Genomic DNA, 16250 nt, shown 5'->3' on the forward strand with positions numbered 1-16250 from the left:
CTCCCCGGTTCGCGAACCTGCGTCCGAAGGCTCCCAAGGTCAATCCGGGCGGCTGTGCATGACCAAGGAACTGTGGCATAACTGAGCCATGGCAATCAATGTCTTGGCGGTCCATCGCGACACGGTCGGGACGGAACAGGCGGCGGGCAATTCGCTTGCGGCCGCCTATTCCGTGGGAGTTCTGTGCTGGCTCCTATCGGCCGGTGTCTACATCGCTGCGAAATGGGTCTCCGCCGAGATGCCGCCCTGGGCGCTCTGCTTCTGGCGCGTCCTGATCGCCTGGGCGATCCTGATGCCGATCGTGCACCGGCATTTCGGCGACATGATCGCTCTGATGCGTACGCGCGGCCTCGAACTGCTCGCCATTGGCGGTATCGGGCTAGCGATCTGCCAAGGCATGATTTTTGTCGGCCTCGAACATGCCGATGCCACCACCGCCGGCATCATCATCGCCTTGATCCCGATTATCACGATGATCCTCGCCCGTTTGATTTTGGCTGAGCCGATGGGACGCTGGCAGGTGATCGGTTCGATCGCGGCCTTTCTCGGGATCGTAGTTATCATCGTCAAGGGAAGCCCGACCGCACTGATGCGTCTCGATCTCAATCCCGGTGAACTGTGGATCGTCGCCGGAGCGTTCTGTTTCGGCCTTTATACGGTGTTGCTCCGCCGGGCAAAATTCGACGCGAACCGCCTTTCGCTCCTGGTGTTGCTGCTCGGTGCGGCGGTGCTGACGGCGCTTCCCTTCTACCCGTTTGAGCTTTTCTCCGACGAGCGCTCGACACTCAACCGCCGTGGGTTGATCGCCCTCGCCTATGTCGCAATCCCAGGCGGAGCGGTTATGTACTACCTCTTCAATCGCAGCATCGAGGCCCTGGGTGCGGGCCGGGCCGGCATGCTGCTGTACGTCCAGACGATCTTTATCGCGGTACTCGCCTATCTGATCCTCGGCGAGCAGCTGCAGACTTATCACCTCGAGGGTGCGGCACTCATCATTGCCGGGTTGCTTCTGACCATTCTGCTGAAGCCGAAGGTGACGGCAAAAGGCTGACGGCGTCTGGGGCTTTCCCGTTGGGTGGCTGGAGCCGGCCGTATCTTCGTCCTGCTGCCGTCACTTTTTCTCGGTCGGGAAAGGCACTCGTCGAGGCCGGGCACGCTGGAGGGTCTGCCGCTTCATCGCGCAACTTGCGTGCATCGTCCGCTTGATTCACGGCGACAAGCTCGCTTCCCTGACGGCCTCTTCAAATGAAATTCGAGCCAGATAGGTGGGTAACCAACTCCGCAAGACGTCGTTGCAGGTTTGCACTGCAGTTCTAAACGCCGGTCCATCGCTCGGCCATTTATTGGCGAGCAATGCGGCCGCTCGTCTCGTCGTCCCGACGAATTCGAGGCCGCCTGATGCGCCCGTCCTCGCAAGCACGCACTCGTTCCACGGTCCAGGGCTGTTCGGCTGATCCATGTCCGCCACCATTCGTAGGGTGGCCGCCTCGGCCACCCGGCTTCGTCGTCGAATTCAGTTGTGCTCTCGCCCTCAATGAGGGGTGGGGTGAGGAGCAGCACGGCACAACGTGCCGGTCGCCCCGCACCCAAGCCGCTTAGATCTTGCCCGCCCGCTGCTGGATCATCATGAAGGTGTCGAAGGTGTATTCCGACAGCTGCATCCAGAGATACGCATCGCGCTTGAACGCCGTCTGGTCCTCGTAGATCTTCTTGAAATACGGATTGGACGCCGAGATCTCGCCGTAGATCGACAGAGATGCCTGGAAGCACGCTTCCATGATCTCCTGGCTGAAGGGACGCAGCGTGGCGCCTTCGGCCACCAACTGCTTCAACGCCGGCGGGTTCTTGATGTCATACTTTGCCAGCATGTTGGTGTTGGCAAAGGCGCAGGCATCGTTCAGCGCTGCCTGGTAGTGTTTCGGCAGGCTGTTCCACTTCTCCAGATTGAAGAAGGCGTGGACGGTTGGGCCACCTTCCCACCAGCCCGGATAGTAATAGTACTTGGCAACCTTGTGAAGCCCGAGCTTCAGGTCGTCATAGGGACCGACGAATTCCGACGCATCGATGGTACCCTTTTCCAGCGCCGGATAGATGTCGCCACCGGCGATCTGCTGCGGGATGACGCCAACCTTGCTGATAACCTGTCCGGCAAGGCCGGCAATGCGCATCTTGACGCCCTTGAGGTCGTCCAGCGTGTTGATTTCCTTGCGGAACCAGCCACCCATCTGAGCGCCGGTGTTGCCAGCCGGCAGACCGTAGATGCCCTGCGTGGCATAGAATTCGTTCATCAGCGTATTGCCGTTGCCCTGGTAGAACCAGGCATTGGTCAGGCGGCCGTTGAGACCGAAGGGGATCGCCGTGCCGATCGCATAGGTCGGATCCTTGCCGACGAAATAATAGGAACAGGTATGCGCTGCCTCGACCGTACCGGCGCTCACCGCGTCTGCGGCCTGCAGGCCCGGAATAATTTCGCCGGCGGCAAAGGGCTGGATGGTGAAATTTCCGTCCGTAGCGGCAGCAATATGCTTGGAGATATCCTCCGCACCGCCATAGATGGTATCGAGGCTCTTCGGAAACGACGACGTCATGCGCCATGCTATCTTCGGATTTTCCTGTGCGATGGCGGGGGCCGCCAACGCCGTTGCCGCAACCGCACCTGCACCTGCAGTTCCTGCCTTCTTTATGAACGAACGACGATCCATCAAAAACCTCCCAATAGATGGCGCTGCGCGGCAAAACCCTCGTCCCTACCCCGCAGATTAGGTGGAGCTAAGCACGCGGACGCACCCGTTTCAAGCGTCATGCCATTAGTCTTTGGCATCAAGACGCCAATATGGTGGCAGGAGCATTTCCATCAAAATCAGCGTCTTAGGGAAGTGGACCCGACCGACGGACAGAACCTCGCCGCAATTCCGCCCACGATTGCACCGAAACGTTGACTTCTAACTCGTTCTGGTCTCTCAGAATAGAAGCTCGCACAGATTTCGGAACAGACATGACAAAGCCGATCGTCGCCATCCCCGCCGATATCCGCGCCTTCGATGGCGCTACCTGGCACGCCGTTCAGCATCAATATCTGCGCGCGGCGCTGAACGCCGCCGGCGTTATGGCCCTTATCGTTCCCGCCTTCGAGGAAGGCTACGATACCGACGCGATCCTCGATCGGGTCGACGGCGTGCTGGTCTCCGGCTCGGCAAGCAACGTGCACCCCGCCTTGTACGGCAACCAGGCAACGGAAGCGGATGGCCCATTCGACGTCGCCCGCGATGCAACCAGCCTGCCGTTGATCCGGCGCGCGATTGACCGTGCGATACCGCTGCTGGCCATTTGCCGCGGCATTCAGGAACTGAACGTTGCGCTCGGCGGCACGCTTGCCAGCGAGATCCAGGAACAGCCCGGCATCTGGGACCACCGCAAGCCCGCCGACGTCGACCGCGACGGAATGTACGCGATCCGGCAGAGCGTCTTCGTCCGGGAGGGCTCCTGCATCGCCGGAATCATCGGCACCGGTGAAGTGCAGGTGAATTCCCTGCACCGCCAGGCGATCGCGCAAACGGCGCCTCGGTTGCAAGTTGAAGCCGTGGCCGAAGACTGGACTGTCGAGGCGGTCTCGGTCATCGACGCCGCCGCTTTCGCTGTCGGCGTGCAATGGCATCCCGAATATTGGGCGGAGACAGACAAGCCTTCCAACCAGATCTTCGCCGCCTTTGGCGATGCGGTCCGCGATTATGCGGCAGGCAGATCGCCGCGGGTCCGGACACAGGCATTTGCCTGACCGATGGCCTGCAATGCGCTTGCATTTTTCGGGGCGATCGCGGATCACTTCGTCATGACGAAATGCGCATGCCGGCCCCGGTTGCCGCGTCACCGATCCCAGGTGTTCGCGGGGTAAAGCCTCGGTTTCCGGCGAAGGAGCGATAGCATGAGCCACACCTTCGCCATCGGCGATATCCACGGCTGTATCGAACCGCTGAACCGCCTGCTTGATCGCATTGACGCCTACGCATCCGGCGGCACCGTCGTCTTTCTTGGCGACTATGTGGACCGGGGGCCAGATAGCCGGGCCGTCGTTGCCAGACTGATCGCCGGTTCGAAGTCACCCGGCTGGCGATGGCTGGCGCTCAAAGGCAACCACGAAGACATGATGGTTCGGGCAAGCAACGGCGAATGCGACGAATCCTGGTGGCTCGAAAACGGCGGAGCCCAGACCCTGCAGTCCTATGGCTCCGAGATACCTGAAGCACATCTGCATTGGGCACGAGATCTTCCGCTCATCCATATAGACGATTACCGGATCTTCGTGCATGCGGGGGTCAGGGAAGGTGTCTATCTTGAGGACCAGAAACCCCGGGATATGATGTGGACGCGCGTAGAGCCGGACCATTCCGGCACCTACTGGGGCAAGCACCTCTGTCATGGGCACACACCCTCGCCCAAGAACCCGGTCACGGTCGGCGACCGCACCAATATCGACAGCGCCTGCGTGTTCGGCGGCAAACTCTCCTGCGCAGTATTCGATGATAGTGTCCCGGGCGGACCGATCGAATTCCTTGAGGTGCGCGCCTAGTCAACGATCGCGCAAGGCGCGGAGGAATTTCATGAACTCACTCTTCGATCTCAAGGGCCGGCGTGCACTGGTTACCGGTTCGACGCAAGGCATCGGCTATGCGATGGCCAAGGGGCTTGCTGAACACGGCGCCTCGATTGTCCTGAACGGCCGCGATCCGGAAAGGCTCGAAGAAGCCGGTGCGCGCCTGCGCGACCTCGGCCATGACGTTTCAACCGCCGCTTTCGATGTTACAGATGCTGCTGCGGTTGCAACGGCCGTCGCGCGGACGGAAGACGATGTCGGGCCGATCGACATCCTCGTCAACAATGCCGGAATGCAGTTCCGCACACCGCTGGAGGATTTTCCGGTCTCGAAGTGGGAGCAACTTCTGGCAACCAACATCACAAGCGTGTTTCTCGTGGGGCAGGCCGTTGCCCGCCACATGATCAAGCGCGGCAAGGGAAAAATCATCAATATTGCCTCGGTGCAGAGCGAGCTCGCCCGCCCCGGCATCGCGCCATACACGGCCACCAAGGGCGCGGTGAAGAACCTGACACGCGGCATGTGTGCCGATTGGGCGAAGCATGGGTTGCAGATAAACGCCATTGCACCGGGGTATTTCAAGACGCCGCTCAACCAGGCGCTCGTCGACAACGCGGATTTTTCGCATTGGCTGGAACAGCGTACGCCCGCCGCCCGCTGGGGCGAAGTGGACGAACTCATCGGCGCAGCCGTTTTCCTTGCGAGCGACGCGTCCTCTTTCGTCAACGGACACACCCTCTACGTGGACGGCGGCATCTCCACCTCGCTTTGATAGTGGTTCGGACCGTCTCGCCGCTCACGAAGAAGGGATTAGCGGATCCTGCACCAGATAGAACTCGGCGACCGGCGTAACGTCGGTGACGAAAAAACCGAATGCGGTCCGATCGAGCGGATCGGCGTGGCCGCTTTCGAAAGCCAGTCTGTCAAAGCTCTCGAAGTGACTTTCGAAACGGGAAAACCGATCGGACGAAATGTAATCCGGATTGGGATTGGTCTGACCGAATGAGAGGCCGTCACCGAAGTCGCTCGGTTTGCCGCGTGTCTCCTGCAGCTCGAATTCGAACCCGATCCAGGCCAATCCGCTCTTGTTCACAGCGATAACCCGCACGTGGAATGCGCCGCCTGGAAACCTCTGCGACTGCTCTGGCCTTGCAGCCCTGATTACCAAAGTGACTGGGGTGGCCAAGTCGAGTTCCTCACTGATCTCGATCGGATCGGCCCGTGTACCGGAGCCTTTGACGGACAGGATGCGGAAACCGCCAAGTTCATCGGAGAAGGAATAATCCCCCGCATACCAGCGCCCATCGTCGGTCAGCCCGGCGCTGATGAGCGACAGAGACAGCAACGCAGCGAATATCCGCAAATGGCGCATCATCGTCGTCGTTCCTCCGCGGCTTCGCGCGAACCTTCCGGTGCATCGATCGTCCGCACGCCGGGAACCATCATTTTCGGCGGATCGAGCTGCCGTTTTGCGCGTTCGCCCTTCACCAACAGATCGCGGATCGGCCAGACAGTCTCCGTTGTGCTCTCTCGCTCCGCTCGTTCTTCTTAATAACTACATGGGCGATCGTTATTGAATCCGAGGGCGCAAGCCGTGTTCAGTTGAAAATTCGGATCCGCTTTATAGCTGGTCGAAGTGCAGCCCGTTGCGATCATTGCAAGGCCGACAAGCGCACCAGCCAGTACAGATGTACGAATATGACGCATTTGAAGGTCTCCTTCGGAGGCTGCGCGATAAGTTGGCGCCGAGCCGAACATACACCGTCCCGATGATCATCGTTCTATGCCTGTTATACCCGACCCAAGGCGATTGCGCACCGGCCTTGATCGGCAGGTACCGTTTACCTTTTCGCACAGGCGGACCACTGGCCGGCGCCGGAAAAGGACAGTGCGCCGTCTTGCCTCAGAAGCCTAGCTCTCAGATGGACCGTGGCTCGGTTGCAGCTCCGGCGGAGTGGCCAGCCTGGCATGCACTGGAGAAATGCCGAACTGTGCTTTGAAGGCCCTGCTGAATGCCGCGTCGGAAAAGTAGCCGACCTGTCGCGCCACGTCGCTGACCCTTGAATCGGCCTGGCGCAACATGCCGAGCGCGAGGGTCAGCCGCCACCGGCTCTGATATGAAAGCGGCGCTTCCTTGACCAACGCGGAGAACCGTTCGGCAAAGCTCGAGCGCGACATGCACGCCACATGCGCAAGCTCGACCACGCTCCAGCGTCGGAACGGCTCGTCGTGAATGGCTTTCAGCGCTCGGCTGATGCGCGGATCGGCCAGCGCCCCCAGCCAGCCGGTATCACCCGCTTTTTCCGTCTGCACCCAGGTGCGCAAGATGCGGATCACCAGCACGTCGATGAGCCGCGAGATCATGATCGACGACCCGGGATGGACCTCCTGCGCCTCGACCATCATGAAATGCGCGAGACCCTCCACCCACCTTGCCGTCTGGCCGCCCGCTTTTGGAATGTGGATCACCGCCGGCAGCGATGAGACGGCCCATGGCATGGACTCGTTCTCGAAATGAAAGGCCCCCGCGATAAGTTTGGTTCGGACACCATCGCCGCCGTGCCGCACGCTCAGGCGCTCGGCCGTAAATTGCTCCTTCATCAGTTCGCTCACCGCCGCCGCGGCTGAACCGCCGCCGTCGTTCAGGAGATGCCCGACGCCGCGCGGCAGCATGACCAGATCACCGGTCACGGCGCGGACCGGTGGCCCGTCAGCGGCCAGAACGGTCAGCTCGCCCTCGAGAACGACAAAAAAATAGGCCGATCCGGGCTCGAAGCGCAACGCCCAAGGGCAGGTCAGCTCCGCCGAGAACACCAGCTCGCCCTCAAGCCTGATCAGCGTCAGCATCTGCGACAAGAGATCGACTCGAGCCGCAAGCATCGCCACATTTCCGGACGATGGAGCATGACTTGCGGGGTTCGGATCATGGCGGGCCATCGCTGAAAATCCTATCTCTAGGGTGTGTTCAGCGAATAAAATGCTGAACATACAGATGCTTATGAACGATTGTCGGATGGCTCTGTCAGAACGGCTGCTTGGCCGGAATATTGCAGATTATCCAAGCCGAAATCAACCCGCTGCCAATACAACCCCATGGAGCCTCAGATGAAAAACCTCTTTTTCTCCGCCCTCATGCTGTCCACCGCCGTTTTCGGTGCTGCGCCAGCTTCCGCCCAGCCGACGCTTCCCGCCGGCGTCGTCAAGAACATCGTGCTGGTTCACGGCGCCTTCGTCGACGAGACCAGCTGGAACGGCGTCGCCGATATTCTCACGGCCAAGGGCTATAACGTGACCGCCGTCAAGAATCCGCTGACCTCGCTTGCCGACGATGTGGCCGCCACGAATGCTGTACTGGATGCGCAGGATGGGCCGACCGTTCTGGTTGGTCATTCCTGGGGTGGCGTGGTGATCGGCGAAGCCGGCGTCAATGCCAAGGTCTCGTCGCTGGTCTATGTCTCGGCCTTCGCGCCTGACAAGGGTGAAACGGTTTCGGCCCTGGCGGCAAGCGGACCGGCGACCGCGGGCGTCAAGGCGATCCGGGCCGACGCCAAGGGCTATCTGACCATCGACCCGGCAGTCTTCCCGGCGGCGGTGGCGCCCGACCTGCCCGAGGATGTCGGGGAGTATCTCGCAGCCCATCAGATGCCGCTCAATCACACCGCCTTCGATGAGGTCACCAAGATCGCCGCATGGCATGTCAAGCCGAGCTGGTACGTCCTTAGTGCACAGGACCAACTCCTTGATCCGCACGCTCAGGCCTTCTTTGCCGAACGGATGAAAGCCAAGGTCACGACCGTCGATGGCAGTCATGCCTCGCTGGCGTCGCACGCCGAAGAGGTGGCTGCGGTCATCGAATCCGCTGCGGGCGCGAAATAGGCCCACCGCATTGCGACGCTGTCGGTTACCGATAGCGTCGTCGGCGTTCCGGCAATTACCGCATCGACCGCAAGACCGGTTCCCCCGGTGCGAAAGCCTTCAATCCCGGACAATAGGTCCTGAGGCTAGCTGCGCATTGCCCATCGAATGCCGGCCACAACGGCAATGGCGAGAACCGGCCAGATCGCCCAGAAGATCCCGTGCCATGACAGAAGGTTGATGCCGACGAATCCCAGTGCGACGACGGCGAGCGAGGCAATGCGTTTGTCGATGCGCGCCTGGCTTCGAGCCCAGCCGATCCCCGAGAGAACCGCAAGCACGAGCAGCGGCCACGCTGCCCAGAACTCCCCTTCCCAGGACAGGGCGTTGATAGCGACAAGGGTAAGCGTAACCACGGCTAGGAGACCAAGTTTCCTGCGCCTGCCCCGGGCAGGTTGCTGCGCGACGCCTGCCACCGCAGCGGCGGCACGCGGCACCTCGGTCGGCGGCGGCGGCAAACCGTCAATGTTCTCGCCGATGCGCACGGCATAGCTCGGCACCGCGTCTGTGACATTCTTTACCGTCAGAGGTCCGAGGAAATCGAAGCTCACGGCTACCTTGTTGCGCACTTGATCGTAGACAGTGTTCGATATGACGACCCCTCCGGCAGGCGCCGACGCCTGCAGCCGCGCCGCAATATTGACGCCGTCGCCATAAATGTCGTCGCCATCGACGATCACATCCCCGAGATTGATCCCGATCCGGAACAGCATGCGCCCATCCGTGGGTCGCGTGGCATTGAGGCCGGCAAGCTCGTTCTGGACGTCCACCGCCGTACGCACCGCCTCGACAACGCTCGGGAACTCGGCGATCAATCCATCGCCCCATGTGTTGATCACCCGTCCGCCATGCGAAGCGATCAGCCGCGACATCGCATCGCGATAGCGCTTCAGCGTCGCAAGCGTGCCCTCCTCGTCGGCTCCCATCAGGCGGGTATAGTCCTGAACATCGGCCGAGAAGATGGTCGTCAGCTTCCGCTGCGTTTCATTCATGATCCCTCGCCCCCGGCCCGAGAACCCATCTGCCTACCAGCAGCAATCTAACGCAGAAATTTCTCCATACGAAAGTTCTGCAATACCTGCCCGCGCTTTTCAACGATCTGGCGCGCCAGGACGACAAAGCCCCGTCCCTCAAAGAACAGCCGGGCGGTCAGGCTCGCGTCGGTCGACAGGCGCGAGAGACCTTTCTCCTTTGCTGCTGCCTCCACCTTGGCCAGAAGCAAAGTGGCGGCGCCGACGCCTTGATGGTCAGGACACACGAACATCATGTCCAGGTTCCCCTTGGGCTCCAGATCAGCGAAGCCCACCGGCCCGGTCTTGTTCTCGACGATCCAGGTCGGCCTGCTCGATCGCCGTGCGGCCCAGGCACGATGGTCCTCGACCGTCGCCCATGCATCCACCTGCGCCGGACTGTAGTCCTTCGATGCAACTTCCCGGATCGCCCTCAGGAAGATCTCGACGGTAGCCTCGGAGTCCGCTGGAGAATACGGCCTGATGGTGAACGCGGTTCTGGAATGCCTGCCATCATCGCTGTTCACGCATCCCTCCGCTCTACGTCTTGACCGGCGTTTCCGGAACTGGCGTCAATGCCCTTCCCTTTGCAAACCATTCTGTGAGGTTATCCACGACGAGGTCCGCCATCGCATTGCGTGTCGGCACCGAGCCCGAGGCGATGTGCGGCAAGAGGACTGCATTCGGCAGCGCCAAAAGCGCTGGCGGGATGTTCGGCTCGTCGTAGAAAACATCGAGGCCCGCGGCGCCGAGGACGCCGGAGGCCAACGCCGCGACAAGCGCATCCTGATCCACCGACCATCCGCGCCCGACGTTGATGAAGACGCCCTCAGGACCCAGTGCCGCGAGAATATCGGCATTGATCGTCTTGTGGGTCTGCGGCGTCTTCGGAACGATGGCGATCAGCGTATCGACGGCTTCGGCGAGATCCTTGAGTGTTGGGTAGTAGTCGTAAGACACATCGGCGTTGCGCGACCGGGTGTGATAACTGACCTTCACCTTAAAGGGTTCCAGCCGCAGGGCGATCTCCTGGCCGATGCGGCCAAGGCCATAGATGCCGACGTGCCGCCCCTTGAGCGAAAACCGCGACAGCGGATAATTCTGCCCCGGCTTCCAGTTACCGGCACGCAGCCAGTTTTCTGCGCGCGGAAGCTCTCGGATCGCGTTGAGAAGCAAACCGATCGCGGTGTCCGCGACTTCGTCGTTGAGCACGTCGGGCGTGTTGGTGACGACGATCCCGGTGGACGCCGCATGCTTGGCATCGACTCCGTCATAGCCTACCCCGAAGCTCGAAATCACCTCGACGTTCGGCAACGCGTCGATCGCCGCCGCGCCAAACCCACCGGAAACCGCTACACCGCGAATACGCCCGGCGGTCTCGGCATCGAGCGTCGAGACGTCGGCCTGGATGACATCGAAGGTTTCCTTCAGGCGCGCGAGAACGCGCTCGTGTATCTTCCCCGGGACGAGAATAGCGATGCGGGACATGGGCATTTCCTCTGTGATCTACAGGCGTGCCCTATAGGGGCTGGTGGATTGGCGGATGCGCATCTCGGGCTTGATGAGATGGATACCGTCGGGCTCGTGACTGCCGGCCAGGCGGTCGAGCAGGGCGCGGGCAGCAAGCCGCCCGACCTCGGCCTGACCGTTCCAGACGGTTGTCAGCGCCGGCATCGAGATCGAGGCTTCCTCGAGGTCATCGTAGCCGGTGACGGAAATATCGGTGCCCGGCACCAGGCCGGCGCGGGCGATGCCATTCATCAGGCCGATCGCCACCAGATCGTTCCAGCACACTGCCGCCGTGGGTTTCTGCGGCAATGACAGGAAATGCACCGCGGCCTCGAAGCCGCCCTGCATCGAGCGCGGGCCGGGAAGGCGCAGCCCCGGATCGACTTCGATCTCTGCCTTGCGCAGTGCGTTTACGTAACCCTGGTAACGATCGCGACCGGTCGAGGTCTGATCGGTCCCGCCGATCATCGCAATGGAACGATGGCCGAGCCCGATCAGGTGATTGGTCGCAAGCGAGATGCCGTAGCTGTCGTCGCCACGAAAGGTCGGCAAGTCCGAGCCCTCCAGCGAGCGCGCGACCAGGATCGCCGGCATGCCGTTATCCTCGGCAAGCTGCATGTCCTCGGGAGGCGTGCCGATTGCCGGCGACATGATAACGCCGTCGCCGCCGAGCTGCAGCAGCGTCTCGATGAACGTCCGCTGCTTTTCGACGGAGTCGTAGTGATTGGACAGAATGAAGGTGTGTCGGCTGCGGTCGAGCTCGCTCTCGATGGCCTTGAGGATTTCCCCGTAGAACGGGTTCATGATGTCGTGCACGACGACGCCGATAATGCCTGATCGGGAGGTCCGAAGGCTGGCGGCGCGGCGATTATAGATATAACCGAGGGCGCGCGCCTGCTCCTTGATCTTGTCACGCGTAGCACCGGCAACGAGCGGGCTGTCGCGTAAGGCCAGGGATACGGTTGCTGTGGAAATACCGAGTGTTTCGGCAATGGTAGAAAGCTTGATCTTCTGAGCCACGTGTCCTCCCCAGGCAACGCGCAGTCTTCACCCGGCCATGGAAAAACCAGACGCATTAAAATGTTTAATTAAAAGATTAAACGCAGGGAGGCAATTCGTAATTTCACAAATCCGTCAGATTTCGTCGGGTTCTTCGAGTTGAATGGCCTCTGCCTGAAGGTTGCCGTCCATCGCCTTCAGCAGGCGGACGAGATTGCGGATTTCCTTTTCTGAAAACTCCTGCGTTGCCAGCCGGTCGCAGGCTGAAGCGGCCATCTCGATCGCCTGGACGCTGCCACGCCCCAATTCGGTGAGATAGACCTTGGTCAGCCGCGCATCGTCGGCATCCGCCTTGCGCTCGAGGAAGCCCTGCGCCTCCATCCGTCCGATGGTGCGGGTCATTGTCGGCGCCTTGACGCCGAGTTTCTGGGCGAGACCGCCGGCGGTCATGCCGTCACTTTCGGCGAGCAGAAGGATCACCCCGTCCTGACCGGCATAGAGGCCGCTCTCGAGAAGGTTGCGCGACAGCACGGTGCGCATGGACCGGGCAGCCTGGATCAAAGCCGGCGAAAGATCGACAACCGTGTATTCGGTGTGGTCCTTCTTCTTGGATTTCTGCTTCTTCCCGTCCTTGCTCTTCTTTCCCATCGCCATCCCTTTGATCTTTAAGCTTTGAGAGCGCTACGTTATGACATTGCGCATGATCTCGTCATAAACAAGGGGCATTAGCCGGATGATTGTGCCTTCACCAGACTTCGAAGACAACGACCCGAGCCTCGTACCCGCCGACCGCAACCGGTGGATCGCCGTCCTGCCGCTCGGCGCCCACGAACAGCACGGTCCGCACCTGCCCTTCGACACCGACACCCTGATAGCCGAAGGCATCGTTGCCCGGCTTAAATCCGCGCTGCCGGCCGGACTGCCTGTGACGTTTCTATCGGCGGAAACGACCGGTTATTCCATCGAGCATATGGACGTGGCAGGCACGCGAACGCTGGGCTTCCACGAGGCCGCCGATCGCTGGTTGGCTATTGCCCAGAGGCTATCCGCGCAGGGCATTCGCAAGCTCGTGTTGCTCAACGCGCACGGCGGCAACTCTCCGCTGATGACCATCGTTGCAACCGAAGCCCGCGTCCGGTTCGACATGCTGGTCGTTGCCACCAGTTGGACCCGATTTGGCCTGCCGCCGGGCATCATCTCGCCAGAGGCCAAGGCAATCGACATCCACGGCGGCGATATCGAGACGTCGGTGATGCTGGCCCTGCATGCCGACAAGGTGGACATGGATAAGGCCGCGAATTTTCCGTCACGGCAATCCGAGTTTGCCGCCCGCTTCACGCACTTGCGTGCCTACGGCCCGCATGCGTTCGGATGGAAGATGTCCGACCTCAACCCCCAGGGTGTCGCAGGCAATGCAGCAGCAGCCACAGCGGCAAAAGGCGAAGCGTTAATCGCCCACTCCGTGAAGGGGCTCGTGGAATTGCTGCAGGATGTGGATGCATTTGATGCATCCGAGCTCGGCCGGAGCGAACCAGGCGCAATGTGATCTTATAACATACAAAACCCTTTGAACTGCCGCGCTCAACTCCTTATATGTGACCGACGAATTTTTGCCCGGGTTCCCCTGGACAAGCCCCCATCCTTCGAGGTTCTCATGACCGACGCAATCGCCACGCAGCAGAAGCCTATCCCCGTTACCGTCCTCACCGGCTACCTCGGTGCCGGCAAGACGACGTTGCTCAACCGCATCCTGTCGGAAAACCACGGCAAGAAATATGCGGTCATCGTCAATGAATTCGGCGAGATCGGCATCGACAACGACCTGATCGTCGAGTCCGACGAAGAGATCTACGAGATGAACAACGGCTGCGTCTGCTGCACCGTGCGCGGTGACCTGATCCGCGTCGTCGAAGGCCTGATGCGGCGCCCGGGCCGTTTCGACGGCATCATTGTCGAAACGACCGGCCTTGCCGATCCTGTGCCGGTCGCCCAGACCTTCTTCATGGATGACGACGTGCGCGCCAAGACAGAGCTGGACGCCGTTGTCGCCCTCGTCGACGCAAAGCACCTGCCGCTGCGCCTGAAGGACAGCCGCGAGGCGGAAGACCAGATCGCCTTCGCCGACGTCGTGCTCATCAACAAGACCGACCTCGTCACGCCTGAAGAGTTGGCGCAGATCGAGGATATCGTCCGTGCCATCAACCCATCGGCCCGCGTCTACAAGACCAGTCGCTCCGGCGTCGATCTTGCCCGGGTGCTCGATCAGGGCGCCTTCAATCTGGAGCGCGCGCTGGAGAACGACCCGCATTTCCTCGATCATGACCATGACGACCATATCTGCGGTCCAGATTGCGATCACGACCACCATCACCACGCACATGGTCACGATCATGACCATGATCATCACGACCATGAGCATGACCACCATCACCACGGCGCCGTGTCGCCGATCCATGACGTGACGGTACAGTCAGTATCGCTGCGCGGCGGCGAGATGAATCCGGAACGTTTCTTCCCCTGGATCCAGAAGATCACCCAGACGCAGGGCCCGAACATCCTACGCCTCAAGGGCATCATCGCGTTCAAGGACGATCCCGAGCGCTATGTCGTTCAGGGCGTGCATATGATCGTCGAAGGCGATCACCAGCGTCCATGGAAAGAGGGCGAGAAGCACGATACGCGCCTCGTCTTCATTGGTCGCGAACTCGACCGAGAAAAGCTTGAGGCATCCTTCAAGGCATGCGAGGCCGCCGCCTGATGCCGACAGTTGCCCCGTTCGATCTCGACGGCCATATCCTGGCCGTCGAATTTTTAGGTGATGTCCCCTTCTTCGCCAATGCCACCGGCAGCTTTCACCGGCTGGACGGCACCGAGAAGGTCACGGAAGCCCATCGGGGCATGATCGCCTGCATTCGAGATCCCTATAGCGAAAGCCTGATTTCAGGCGGAGAAGACGGCAAGGTGCTGCGTGTCTCGGCTGATGGTGGCGTGACCGAGCTTGCCAACGCCCCGCGCAAATGGATTTCCCAACTTGCCGCAGGCCCGCAGGGCGCGGTCGCCTACTCGTATGGCAAGAGCTCCATCGTCCGTCTCGCCGACGGCACGACAAAGGAATTTGCGGAAGAACGCACCGTCGAAGGTCTCGCCTTCGCGCCGAAGGGCATGCGGATCGCCGCCGCCCGTTACAACGGCGTGTCGATGCACTGGGTCGGAACGGATGCAAAGCCGGTCGACCTCGAATGGAAAGGCGCACATACCGGCGTCACGTTCTCGCCGGATGGCAACTTCCTGGTGACGACGATGCAGGAAAACGCCCTGCACGGCTGGAAGCTCGACGCCAAGGCCGGTGCCGACGCCCGCCACATGCGCATGACCGGCTACCCCTCCAAGGTGAAGTCGCTCTCCTGGTCCGCCAAGGGCAAGTGGCTCGCCTCGTCTGGCGCGCCGGCGGCGATCGTCTGGCCGTTCCAGGGGAAGGATGGCCCGATGGGCAAAGCCCCGCTCGAACTCGGCACCCGCGCCAACATCATGGCAACCGCCGTGAAATTCCATCCGGCCGAGGACATCCTCGCCATCGGCTTCATCGACGGCATGATCCTTGCGGTCCGGATCGCGGACAAAAAGGAGGCCCTGCTCCGCCGTCCCGGCAAGGGCGCGATCACGTCGATGAGCTGGAGCAAGAACGGCAAGCTGCTCGCCTTCGCCTCCGAAGCGGGCGATTGCGGGGTCGTCGACATCGCGGCTTAGCCACAACGGACGGCGGGATGCGGCAGCCCGACATCATAAGGCTTGAGATGGAACATATGCGAGACGCCGCAATGCTGCGACGTCTCGCTCTTTGGGCGCGGCTCCCTTGGCTGTCGGACGTTCACACTCCGGAAGAAGACAAGGACTACTGGCGCACGCAGCTCCTGCCCCGCCGCACCATACTCGGCGCTATCTTGGACCACCGGCTCGTCGGTGTTATCGCCTATGGCGAAAACGAAATCGAACAGCTCTATGTCCTCCCCGACTTTCAGGCGAAGGGCATTGGCACGCTGCTCCTTCAGCGGGCTCAGGAAGATATGGACGAGATAACGCTCTGGACGTTTCAAAGGAACGCCACCGCGCGACGCTTCTACGAGCGCCACGGCTTTGTCGCCCAGAAAGAGACGGACGGTGCCCGCAACGAGGAGCGGGAGCCAGATGTTCTCTATCACTGGCGCCGGCTGCCGTAGATGTAACGA

The 16250-nt window shown here is 61.2% G+C and carries 18 protein-coding genes; 9 read left to right on the plus strand and 9 right to left on the minus strand.

Annotated elements, in window-relative coordinates; all coding sequences use genetic code 11:
• The first annotated feature begins 88 nt into the window (after positions 1 to 88).
• Positions 89 to 1051 carry a DMT family transporter gene (locus ASC90_RS22485; protein WP_056545454.1) on the plus strand — a complete coding sequence of 321 codons (963 nt, stop codon included), beginning with the start codon at positions 89 to 91 and terminating at the stop codon, positions 1049 to 1051.
• A 156-nt stretch (positions 1052 to 1207) separates the two neighbouring features.
• Here ASC90_RS22485 and ASC90_RS28495 read toward each other — a convergent pair whose 3' ends face one another.
• Together ASC90_RS28495 and ASC90_RS22490 are read right to left on the minus strand one after the other, a co-directional pair.
• Positions 1208 to 1471, minus strand: a complete 264-nt coding sequence (locus ASC90_RS28495; protein ID WP_082520025.1) for a DUF982 domain-containing protein — start codon at positions 1469 to 1471, stop codon at positions 1208 to 1210.
• Positions 1472 to 1595: 124 nt separating this feature from the next.
• Positions 1596 to 2702, minus strand: a complete 1107-nt coding sequence (locus ASC90_RS22490) for a TRAP transporter substrate-binding protein (RefSeq protein WP_056545456.1) — start codon at positions 2700 to 2702, stop codon at positions 1596 to 1598.
• A gap of 293 nt (positions 2703 to 2995) precedes the next feature.
• Between ASC90_RS22490 and ASC90_RS22495 the strand changes: the two genes are divergently transcribed.
• The 3 genes from ASC90_RS22495 (at position 2996) to ASC90_RS22505 (ending at position 5363) form a co-directional block, all read left to right on the plus strand.
• Positions 2996 to 3775 (plus strand): gamma-glutamyl-gamma-aminobutyrate hydrolase family protein, encoded by a 780-nt coding sequence (locus tag ASC90_RS22495; RefSeq protein ID WP_056545458.1) that lies wholly within the window; start codon positions 2996 to 2998, stop codon positions 3773 to 3775.
• A gap of 147 nt (positions 3776 to 3922) precedes the next feature.
• On the plus strand, positions 3923 to 4567 hold the full coding sequence (locus ASC90_RS22500) for a metallophosphoesterase family protein (RefSeq protein WP_056545460.1): 645 nt from the start codon (positions 3923 to 3925) through the stop codon (positions 4565 to 4567).
• Between the two features lie 31 nt (positions 4568 to 4598).
• Complete coding sequence (locus tag ASC90_RS22505) at positions 4599 to 5363, plus strand: SDR family oxidoreductase (RefSeq protein WP_056545462.1); 765 nt, start codon at positions 4599 to 4601, stop codon at positions 5361 to 5363.
• A 24-nt stretch (positions 5364 to 5387) separates the two neighbouring features.
• On the opposite strand, the gene ASC90_RS22510 is transcribed toward ASC90_RS22505, so the two are convergent.
• Complete coding sequence (locus tag ASC90_RS22510; RefSeq protein ID WP_056545464.1) at positions 5388 to 5966, minus strand: hypothetical protein; 579 nt, start codon at positions 5964 to 5966, stop codon at positions 5388 to 5390.
• 536 nt (positions 5967 to 6502) lie between these two features.
• Positions 6503 to 7528, minus strand: coding sequence for an AraC family transcriptional regulator (locus tag ASC90_RS22515; protein WP_056545466.1), 1026 nt, complete (start codon positions 7526 to 7528; stop codon positions 6503 to 6505).
• A gap of 168 nt (positions 7529 to 7696) precedes the next feature.
• Between ASC90_RS22515 and ASC90_RS22520 the strand changes: the two genes are divergently transcribed.
• The gene (locus ASC90_RS22520; protein ID WP_056545467.1) at positions 7697 to 8467 is read left to right on the plus strand and encodes an alpha/beta hydrolase; all 771 of its coding nucleotides are present in this window, start codon (positions 7697 to 7699) and stop codon (positions 8465 to 8467) included.
• Positions 8468 to 8592: 125 nt separating this feature from the next.
• Here ASC90_RS22520 and ASC90_RS22525 read toward each other — a convergent pair whose 3' ends face one another.
• From ASC90_RS22525 to ASC90_RS22545, 5 genes are all read right to left on the minus strand, one after another.
• On the minus strand, positions 8593 to 9498 hold the full coding sequence (locus ASC90_RS22525) for an adenylate/guanylate cyclase domain-containing protein (RefSeq protein ID WP_056545469.1): 906 nt from the start codon (positions 9496 to 9498) through the stop codon (positions 8593 to 8595).
• Between the two features lie 47 nt (positions 9499 to 9545).
• Positions 9546 to 10043, minus strand: coding sequence for a GNAT family N-acetyltransferase (locus ASC90_RS22530; RefSeq protein ID WP_244480435.1), 498 nt, complete (start codon positions 10041 to 10043; stop codon positions 9546 to 9548).
• Positions 10044 to 10056: 13 nt separating this feature from the next.
• Positions 10057 to 11004, minus strand: a complete 948-nt coding sequence (locus ASC90_RS22535) for a 2-hydroxyacid dehydrogenase (protein ID WP_056545471.1) — start codon at positions 11002 to 11004, stop codon at positions 10057 to 10059.
• A gap of 18 nt (positions 11005 to 11022) precedes the next feature.
• On the minus strand, positions 11023 to 12045 hold the full coding sequence (locus tag ASC90_RS22540; protein ID WP_056545473.1) for a LacI family DNA-binding transcriptional regulator: 1023 nt from the start codon (positions 12043 to 12045) through the stop codon (positions 11023 to 11025).
• Between the two features lie 114 nt (positions 12046 to 12159).
• On the minus strand, positions 12160 to 12672 hold the full coding sequence (locus ASC90_RS22545) for a MarR family transcriptional regulator (RefSeq protein ID WP_056545474.1): 513 nt from the start codon (positions 12670 to 12672) through the stop codon (positions 12160 to 12162).
• A gap of 85 nt (positions 12673 to 12757) precedes the next feature.
• Here ASC90_RS22545 and ASC90_RS22550 point away from each other — a divergent pair, with 85 nt between their 5' ends.
• The 4 genes from ASC90_RS22550 to ASC90_RS22565 all read left to right on the plus strand — a co-directional run bounded on the left by ASC90_RS22550 (position 12758) and on the right by ASC90_RS22565 (position 16241).
• Positions 12758 to 13570 (plus strand): creatininase family protein, encoded by an 813-nt coding sequence (locus ASC90_RS22550; RefSeq protein ID WP_056545476.1) that lies wholly within the window; start codon positions 12758 to 12760, stop codon positions 13568 to 13570.
• 108 nt (positions 13571 to 13678) lie between these two features.
• Positions 13679 to 14782, plus strand: a complete 1104-nt coding sequence (locus ASC90_RS22555) for a GTP-binding protein (RefSeq protein ID WP_056545478.1) — start codon at positions 13679 to 13681, stop codon at positions 14780 to 14782.
• Positions 14782 to 15771, plus strand: a complete 990-nt coding sequence (locus tag ASC90_RS22560) for a WD40 repeat domain-containing protein (RefSeq protein ID WP_056545787.1) — start codon at positions 14782 to 14784, stop codon at positions 15769 to 15771. Before ASC90_RS22555 ends, ASC90_RS22560 begins: the two co-directional genes overlap by 1 nt.
• A 17-nt stretch (positions 15772 to 15788) precedes the next feature.
• Positions 15789 to 16241, plus strand: a complete 453-nt coding sequence (locus tag ASC90_RS22565) for a GNAT family N-acetyltransferase (protein WP_056545480.1) — start codon at positions 15789 to 15791, stop codon at positions 16239 to 16241.
• Positions 16242 to 16250 lie beyond the last annotated feature (9 nt).

The sequence above is a fragment of the Rhizobium sp. Root1220 genome (assembly GCF_001426265.1).
Taxonomy (GTDB): domain Bacteria; phylum Pseudomonadota; class Alphaproteobacteria; order Rhizobiales; family Rhizobiaceae; genus Rhizobium.

Excerpts from the sequence above, each read along its gene's own strand:
- ASC90_RS22485 (WP_056545454.1), top strand. The coding sequence starts at position 89 with ATGGCAATCAATGTCTTGGCGGTCCATCGCGACACGGTCGGGACGGAA.
- ASC90_RS28495 (WP_082520025.1), bottom strand. The coding sequence starts at position 1,471 with ATGGTGGCGGACATGGATCAGCCGAACAGCCCTGGACCGTGGAACGAG.
- ASC90_RS22490 (WP_056545456.1), bottom strand. The coding sequence starts at position 2,702 with ATGGATCGTCGTTCGTTCATAAAGAAGGCAGGAACTGCAGGTGCAGGT.
- ASC90_RS22495 (WP_056545458.1), top strand. The coding sequence starts at position 2,996 with ATGACAAAGCCGATCGTCGCCATCCCCGCCGATATCCGCGCCTTCGAT.
- ASC90_RS22500 (WP_056545460.1), top strand. The coding sequence starts at position 3,923 with ATGAGCCACACCTTCGCCATCGGCGATATCCACGGCTGTATCGAACCG.
- ASC90_RS22505 (WP_056545462.1), top strand. The coding sequence starts at position 4,599 with ATGAACTCACTCTTCGATCTCAAGGGCCGGCGTGCACTGGTTACCGGT.
- ASC90_RS22510 (WP_056545464.1), bottom strand. The coding sequence starts at position 5,966 with ATGATGCGCCATTTGCGGATATTCGCTGCGTTGCTGTCTCTGTCGCTC.
- ASC90_RS22515 (WP_056545466.1), bottom strand. The coding sequence starts at position 7,528 with ATGGCCCGCCATGATCCGAACCCCGCAAGTCATGCTCCATCGTCCGGA.
- ASC90_RS22520 (WP_056545467.1), top strand. The coding sequence starts at position 7,697 with ATGAAAAACCTCTTTTTCTCCGCCCTCATGCTGTCCACCGCCGTTTTC.
- ASC90_RS22525 (WP_056545469.1), bottom strand. The coding sequence starts at position 9,498 with ATGAATGAAACGCAGCGGAAGCTGACGACCATCTTCTCGGCCGATGTT.
- ASC90_RS22535 (WP_056545471.1), bottom strand. The coding sequence starts at position 11,004 with ATGTCCCGCATCGCTATTCTCGTCCCGGGGAAGATACACGAGCGCGTT.
- ASC90_RS22545 (WP_056545474.1), bottom strand. The coding sequence starts at position 12,672 with ATGGGAAAGAAGAGCAAGGACGGGAAGAAGCAGAAATCCAAGAAGAAG.
- ASC90_RS22550 (WP_056545476.1), top strand. The coding sequence starts at position 12,758 with ATGATTGTGCCTTCACCAGACTTCGAAGACAACGACCCGAGCCTCGTA.
- ASC90_RS22555 (WP_056545478.1), top strand. The coding sequence starts at position 13,679 with ATGACCGACGCAATCGCCACGCAGCAGAAGCCTATCCCCGTTACCGTC.
- ASC90_RS22560 (WP_056545787.1), top strand. The coding sequence starts at position 14,782 with ATGCCGACAGTTGCCCCGTTCGATCTCGACGGCCATATCCTGGCCGTC.
- ASC90_RS22565 (WP_056545480.1), top strand. The coding sequence starts at position 15,789 with ATGCGGCAGCCCGACATCATAAGGCTTGAGATGGAACATATGCGAGAC.